This window comes from Pseudomonas graminis (genome assembly GCF_900111735.1).
Lineage (GTDB): Bacteria > Pseudomonadota > Gammaproteobacteria > Pseudomonadales > Pseudomonadaceae > Aquipseudomonas > Aquipseudomonas graminis.
On the sequence record NZ_FOHW01000045.1, the window covers coordinates 34818 to 41258 of the forward strand.

The window sequence follows — 6441 nt, forward strand, 5'->3', positions numbered from 1 at the left end:
TCAGCTTATTTATATCTGTCCTTGGCCTGAAGGCCGCCGTAGAGGCGAAATCATGAAGACGACTATTGAACTGCCTCTCTTGCCACTGCGCGATGTTGTGGTTTATCCGCATATGGTTATCCCGCTGTTCGTGGGGCGCGAGAAGTCGATCGAGGCCCTTGAAGCGGCGATGACCGGCGACAAGCAGATCTTGCTGCTGGCGCAACGAAATCCGGCCGACGACGATCCCGGTGAAGACGCCTTGTACAACGTGGGTACCGTCGCCACCGTGCTGCAGCTGCTGAAGCTGCCTGACGGCACCGTGAAGGTTCTGGTCGAAGGCGAGCAGCGCGGCTCTGTCGAGCGTTTCATCGAGGTCGACGGCCATTGCCGCGCCGAAGTGGCGCTGATCGATGAAGTCGATGCCCCGGATCGTGAATCGGAAGTCTTCGTCCGTAGCCTGCTGGCGCAGTTCGAGCAGTACGTACAGCTGGGGAAAAAAGTCCCGGCGGAAGTGCTGTCCTCGCTTAACAGCATCGATGAGCCGGGTCGTCTGGTTGACACCATGGCCGCCCACATGGCGCTGAAGATCGAGCAGAAGCAGGAAATCCTCGAGATCATTGACCTGTCTGCCCGTGTCGAACACGTGCTGGCGTTGCTGGATGCCGAAATTGACTTGCTGCAGGTCGAGAAGCGCATCCGCGGTCGCGTGAAAAAGCAGATGGAGCGCAGTCAGCGCGAGTACTACCTGAATGAGCAGATGAAGGCCATTCAGAAGGAGCTCGGCGACAGCGAAGAAGGCCACAACGAAATCGAAGAGCTGAAAAAGCGCATCGATGCTGCCGGCCTGCCCAAAGACGCGATGACCAAAGCCACCGCCGAGCTGAACAAGCTCAAGCAGATGTCGCCGATGTCTGCCGAGGCCACCGTTGTTCGCTCTTACATCGACTGGCTGGTCCAGGTGCCGTGGAAGGCACAGAGCAAGGTCCGTCTGGACCTCGCCCGCGCCGAGGACATCCTTGATGCAGACCACTACGGTCTGGACGAAGTCAAAGAGCGCATCCTCGAATACCTCGCCGTGCAAAAGCGCGTGAAGAAGATTCGCGGCCCGGTGCTGTGCCTGGTCGGTCCTCCTGGTGTGGGTAAAACCTCGCTGGCGGAGTCGATCGCCCACGCCACCAACCGCAAGTTCGTCCGTATGGCCCTGGGCGGCGTGCGTGATGAAGCTGAAATTCGTGGCCACCGTCGTACCTACATCGGTTCGATGCCAGGTCGCCTGATCCAGAAGATGACCAAGGTCGGCGTGCGCAACCCGCTGTTCTTGCTCGATGAAATCGACAAGATGGGCAGCGACATGCGCGGTGACCCGGCGTCGGCGTTGCTGGAAGTGCTCGACCCCGAGCAGAACCACAACTTCAACGACCATTACCTGGAAGTCGACTACGACCTGTCCGACGTGATGTTCCTGTGCACCGCCAACTCGATGAACATTCCGCCGGCGCTGCTCGACCGTATGGAAGTCATCCGTCTGCCTGGCTACACCGAAGACGAGAAGATCAACATCGCGACCAAGTACCTCTCGCCCAAGCAGATCGCTGCCAACGGCTTGAAGAAAGGCGAGATCGAGTTCGAAGTCGAGGCCATCCGCGACATCATCCGTTACTACACCCGTGAAGCGGGCGTGCGTAGCCTTGAGCGTCAGATCGCCAAGGTCTGCCGCAAGGCGGTCAAGGAACACGCCCACGAGAAGCGTTTTTCCGTGACCGTTACGGCGGACATGCTCGAGAACTTCCTGGGCGTGCGCAAATTCCGTTATGGCCTGGCCGAACAGCAGGATCAGGTCGGTCAGGTGACCGGTCTGGCCTGGACTCAGGTAGGCGGAGAGCTGCTGACCATCGAGGCGGCGGTTGTTCCGGGCAAGGGTCAATTGATCAAGACCGGTTCGCTGGGCGATGTGATGGTCGAGTCGATCACTGCCGCGCTGACGGTGGTGCGCAGCCGTGCGAAGAGCCTGGGCATCCCTCTGGACTTCCACGAGAAGCGCGACACGCACATCCATATGCCGGAAGGCGCGACGCCGAAAGACGGCCCGAGCGCAGGCGTAGGCATGTGCACGGCGCTAGTGTCGGCACTGACGGGGATTCCGGTCCGCGCCGACGTGGCCATGACAGGTGAAATCACCCTCCGTGGACAGGTGCTGGCCATCGGCGGTCTCAAGGAGAAATTGCTGGCCGCTCACCGTGGTGGCATAAAGACAGTGATCATCCCCGAAGAGAACGTTCGCGATTTGAAGGAGATCCCGGACAACATCAAGGCAGACCTGCAGATCAAACCGGTTAAATGGATTGACGAGGTCCTCCAAATTGCGCTGCAATACGCGCCGGAGCCCTTGCCGGATGTGGCTCCCGAGATGGTTGCCAAGGATGAAAAGCGCGAGTCTGACGCCAAGGAGAGGATCAGCACGCATTAGGCCGGGAGGCCTTCCTTGACAGGTTTTTGGAGCCCTTGCTATAAAGCGGCTCTTCAAGCCTGTTCAGGCCGCTCGTGTTCGTTTGGTTTCACCAAAAAAAACTTAGAAATACTCAAATATATAAGGGGACTTAGAGTGAACAAGTCGGAACTGATTGATGCCATCGCCGCATCCGCTGACATCCCGAAAGCTGCTGCCGGCCGTGCGCTGGATGCTGTAATCGAATCCGTCACTGGCGCTCTCAAGGCTGGCGACTCTGTTGTACTGGTAGGCTTCGGCACTTTCTCCGTCACTGATCGTCCTGCCCGTACCGGCCGTAACCCTCAGACCGGTAAAACCCTGGAAATTCCAGCGGCCAAGAAACCAGGCTTCAAAGCCGGTAAAGCTCTGAAAGAAGCCGTCAACTAAGTTTCTTTTTACTTTGCCCGCCCGGAACAGCGTTATCTCTGTTCGGGGCGTGAAGCGGCACGTGCGGTTGGTCAAGCGCTGGACTGTCACTCGGGGAACGCACATCGAACCCCGTCCGCTTTGCAAGTTACGAGAAGGCGCATCCTCGGATGCGCCTTTCTTCTATCCGGATTCAACCCACGCTCCGCGTTACCGTGTGCAGCAGCCTGGTGAGTCGAGTACAACCCTCTGGGGGATACATGCTGCAGAATATCAGGGACAATTCACAGGGCTGGATTGCCAAAACCATCATCGGGGTCATCATCGCTCTGATGGCCCTGACCGGGTTCGATGCCATTTTCCGGGCCACCAGCCACTCGCAGGATGCTGCGAAGGTCAATGGCGAGGAAGTCACCCAGGCTGAACTGGGTCAAGCGGTTGAAATGCAACGCCGCCAGCTGATGCAACAGTTGGGCAAGGATTTCGATCCTGCGATGCTCAACGAAAAGATGCTGCGTGACTCGGCCCTCAAAGGCTTGATCGACCGCAAGCTGCTGTTGCAGGGCGCCGCCGATTCGAAGTTCGGTTTCTCCGAAGCCGCGCTGGATCAGCAAATGCTGTTGACCCCTGAATTTCAGGTCGACGGTAAATTCAGTGCTGATCGCTTCGATCAGGTCATTCGCCAGCTCGGTTACTCCCGTCTGCAATTCCGCCAGATCCTGGGCCAGGAAATGCTGATCGGTCAGATTCGTGCCGGCATCGGCGGCAGTGCGTTCGTCACTGACGCGCAGGTCGACGCGTTTGCCCGCCTGGAAAAACAGACCCGCGATTTCGCTACGCTGACCCTGCCGGCCGATCCGTCGAGCGTGAAAGTCACCGACGACGAAATCAAGGCGCACTACGATCAGCACGCGAAAGAGTTTCTGAGTCCTGAGCAAGTGGTACTCAACTACATCGAGCTGAAGAAGTCCTCCTTCTTCGACAAGGTGTCGGTGAAGGATGAAGACCTGCAGGCGGCGTATCAGAAAGAGATCGCCAACCTGGCCGAGCAGCGCCGCGCGGCGCACATCCTGATCGAAGTCAACGACAAGACCACGGACGCGCAGGCGAAAGCCAAGATTGAAGAAATTCAGCAGCGTGTGGCCAAAGGCGAAGATTTCGCTGCGCTGGCGAAGGAGTTCTCTCAGGATCCGGGCTCGTCGACCAAGGGCGGTGACCTGGGCTACGCCGGCAAGGGGGTCTATGACCCGGCCTTTGAAGACGCGCTGTACGCGTTGAACAAGGATCAGGTCTCCGCGCCTGTTCGCAGTCAGTTCGGCTGGCACTTGATCAAGCTGCTGGGCGTTGAAGCGCCATCGGTGCCGACGTTCGCCAGCTTGAAGGAGAAGCTGACCCACGAGCTGAAATCTCAGCAGGTCGAGCAGAAGTTCGTCGATGCGAGCAAGAAGCTGGAAGACGCGGCGTTTGAAGCGTCGGATCTGTCCCAGCCGGCTCAGGACCTGGGTCTGAAAGTGCAGACGACTGCGCCGTTCGGTCGCGAGGGTGGCGAAGGCGTTGCAGCCAACCGTGCGGTGATTCAGGCGGCTTTCAGCCCGGAAGTGATGGAAGAGGGTTCCAACAGTTCTGCGCTGGAGCTGGATCCTGAAACCGTGGTGGTGGTGCATGTCAAAGAGCACCGTCAGCCTGAGCAGTTGCCGTTGGAAGCGGTGTCGTCGCCGATTCGTTCGCAGCTGGCGAAAGAACATGCCAGCGATGCGGTGAAGGCGAAAGGTGAGGCGCTGTTGGGAGGCCTGCGTGACGGTAAGGTGCCGTATGCGGCGACCAAGCAGGAAGGTCAGAGCTGGAAGGTCGTGGAAGCGGCCTCACGCAGCCAGGAGGGTGTTGATCCTCAGGTGCTGCAGGCTGTGTTCCGTATGCCGAAGCCGGAAGGCAAGGACAAGCCGGTTTACGGCAGCCTGACGGCGGCGGATGGCAGCTTTGTGATTGTGCGTCTGAATGGCGTTAATCAGGCGGCGCCAGCGTCGGATGAGGAGAAGAGTCAGTACCGTCGTTTCCTGTCATCCCGTGAGGGGCAGCAGGATTTCGCGGCCTACCGTAAGCAGTTGGAAGCGGCGGCGAAGATCGAGAAATATTGATTCTCGCCTTTAGCTGTTAACAGAAAGCCCCGATTCGCGAGAGTTGGGGCTTTTTTGTATTCGCTGGGGTGGGGCAAAATCAAGAGCGTCTGCCTAAGGGCAGACTGTTTCGCCTTCGGCGAGTTACTTGAAAAAGCCCCAAGTAACCAAGGGCTTGTGCTCCTGGTTGGGCCCTTCCTTTGTCAGGGTTCCTTCACTCCGGTCTCGCTCCGTGGGCCCGCGCCGAACGGACATCCCTGTCCTGACGGCGCTCTCGCCGCATCCATGCGGCTCGGCCCACTCCACGACACCTGCGTTCAGCCTGCACCCAAGTCGCGATTGGTGTCGGCTGAACGTTATGTGTATGAAGATCAAGATCAAATGCAGATCAAAGGCTTCCCGGCTGAAGCCGGTCCCACTAGTAGGTGCCCGCGGTGATTTCCTTGGTACCGGCTTTGATCGTTCCCACGCTCCGCGTGGTAACGCCGCCCCCGACGCTCTGCGTCCCTCGGACGACGCATATTCAGGCCGGGGAGGTGACGCGGAGCGTCACGGTATGCATTCCCACGCAGAGCGAGGGAACGATCAAAAGTCAAAAGCTTCCCGGCTGAAGCCGGTCCCACTAGTAGGTGCCCGCGGTGATTTCCTTGGTACCGGCTTTGATCGTTCCCACGCTCCGCGTGGTAACGCCGCCCCCGACGCTCTGCGTCCCTCGGACGACGCATATTCAGGCCGGGGAGGTGACGCGGAGCGTCACGGTATGCATTCCCACGCAGAGCGAGGGAACGATCAAAAGTCAAAAGCTTCCCGGCTGAAGCCGGTCCCACTAGTAGGTGCCCGCGGTGATTTCCTTGGTACCGGCTTTGATCGTTCCCACGCTCCGCGTGGTAACGCCGCCCCCGACGCTCTGCGTCCCTCGGACGACGCATATTCAGGCCGGGGAGGTGACGCGGAGCGTCACGGGATGCATTCCCACGCAGAGCGAGGGAACGATCAAAGCAATCAAGATCAACAGCTTCCCGGCTGAAGCCGGTCCCAAGAGGTGAACGCGGTGCTTTTCGTGGGACCGGCTTTAGCCGGGAAGCCTCTGATCTGCCTGCTTTGCTTTTGATCTTGATCTTCAAGCACATAAAGCCCAGACGACGCGTATCGCGACTTGGGTGCAGGCCGAACGCAGACGACGCGGAGTGGGCCGAGCGGCATGGATGCCGCGAGAGCGCCGCTAGGACATGGATGTCCGTTCGGCGCGGGCCCACGGAGCGTCGTCGGAGTGAGGGAACCCCGAGGAACGAGGGGCCTAGCCAGGAGCAAGCACCCTTGGTTACTTGGGGTGCTTTTCCAAGTAACTCGCCGGAGGCGAAACAGTTCTGCCTCTGGCAGAACCCTGTCAGCGCCACCCGCGGCCTGGAATTATCACGCTACTCCAGGGCCGATCTCACCAAAGAAACCCAAGGCGAAAAAAAGCGGCAGATCATCTAGCCCCATGGCCGT

Annotated in this window: 3 protein-coding genes; all 3 read left to right on the forward strand. The window is 59.2% G+C overall.

What is annotated here, in order from left to right:
- The first annotated feature begins 52 nt into the window (after positions 1–52).
- The 3 genes from lon to BMY98_RS23520 all read left to right on the forward strand — a co-directional run bounded on the left by lon (position 53) and on the right by BMY98_RS23520 (position 4971).
- A complete protein-coding gene (gene lon, locus BMY98_RS23510) occupies positions 53–2449 on the forward strand; it encodes an endopeptidase La (RefSeq protein WP_074892773.1) in 2397 nt (798 codons plus the stop codon).
- Positions 2450–2569: 120 nt separating this feature from the next.
- The gene (locus BMY98_RS23515; protein WP_272631174.1) at positions 2570–2857 is read left to right on the forward strand and encodes an HU family DNA-binding protein; all 288 of its coding nucleotides are present in this window, start codon (positions 2570–2572) and stop codon (positions 2855–2857) included.
- Positions 2858–3096: 239 nt separating this feature from the next.
- A complete protein-coding gene (locus BMY98_RS23520; RefSeq protein WP_074892774.1) occupies positions 3097–4971 on the forward strand; it encodes a SurA N-terminal domain-containing protein in 1875 nt (624 codons plus the stop codon).
- Positions 4972–6441 lie beyond the last annotated feature (1470 nt).

What these genes read in the sequence shown, in the direction of transcription:
- BMY98_RS23520 (WP_074892774.1), top strand. Translation starts at nt 3,097, where the DNA reads ATGCTGCAGAATATCAGGGACAATTCACAGGGCTGGATTGCCAAAACC.
- lon (WP_074892773.1), top strand. Translation starts at nt 53, where the DNA reads ATGAAGACGACTATTGAACTGCCTCTCTTGCCACTGCGCGATGTTGTG.